The sequence below is a fragment of the Microbacterium luticocti DSM 19459 genome (assembly GCF_000422405.1).
Taxonomy (GTDB): Bacteria; Actinomycetota; Actinomycetes; order Actinomycetales; family Microbacteriaceae; genus Microbacterium; species Microbacterium luticocti.
The window spans coordinates 38,420-39,380 of the sequence record NZ_KE383827.1; the positions used below are offsets into that span (position 1 = coordinate 38,420).

General features: G+C 70.7%; 1 CRISPR repeat array.

The features are described from left to right. Nucleotides 1–11 precede the first annotated feature (11 nt). A CRISPR array of direct repeats spans nt 12–954; the repeat unit is 28 nt; unit sequence GGATCATCCCCGCTCGCGCGGGGAGCAC. Nucleotides 955–961: the final 7 nt, after the last annotated feature.

Below are 961 nucleotides of genomic sequence, written 5' to 3' on the forward strand. Positions count from 1 at the left end.
GGCGGCGGCCGGGATCATCCCCGCTCGCGCGGGGAGCACGTCCACCCCGCCGATGGTGTCGAACCATTTCTGGGATCATCCCCGCTCGCGCGGGGAGCACGGCCTCCCACTTCTGGATGATCGACCTGGACACGGATCATCCCCGCTCGCGCGGGGAGCACACCAAGACGGTGTGGCGTATCGAGCAGGTGCCGGGATCATCCCCGCTCGCGCGGGGAGCACTCATTCCCCACCATCAGTTTCCCGTCTGGCCGGGGATCATCCCCGCTCGCGCGGGGAGCACGGTCCGTCGTGCTCGTCGGGCTCGATCGGTTCCGGATCATCCCCGCTCGCGCGGGGAGCACCCTGCTTCGCGCACATCCACACCACCGATGACGGGATCATCCCCGCTCGCGCGGGGAGCACGTCATGGTCACCCGGCGTGGGCGGTGTCTCAACGGATCATCCCCGCTCGCGCGGGGAGCACTCTCCCCACAGGGTGCGGGCGACCTTGGCGGCGGGATCATCCCCGCTCGCGCGGGAAGCACCTGGTGCACGTAGATGCCGGTGGTGATGCTCCGGGATCATCCCCGCTCGCGCGGGGGGCACGTCACCGCTTGCGTGACCTCGCGGAGCACGATGGGATCATCCCCGCTCGCGCGGGGAGCACTGGCATGAGGGGAGGCCGGCGTCCGTGACGTTGGGATCATCCCCGCTCGCGCGGGGAGCACTTGGCCGAGTGGCGCGCCGTCCGCGCGGCCTGGGGATCATCCCCGCTCGCGCGGGGAGCACCACAGCCGGGAATCGTCGCCCCGGTCCTCGTACGGATCATCCCCGCTCGCGCGGGGAGCACGAACCTCTCTCGGATCGAACGAACGTACTACTAGGATCATCCCCGCTCGCGCGGGGAGCACACCCGGTTCGGGGTGTCGATGGACGAGGGCCAGGGATCATCCCCGCTCGCGCGGGGAGCACCATCCGG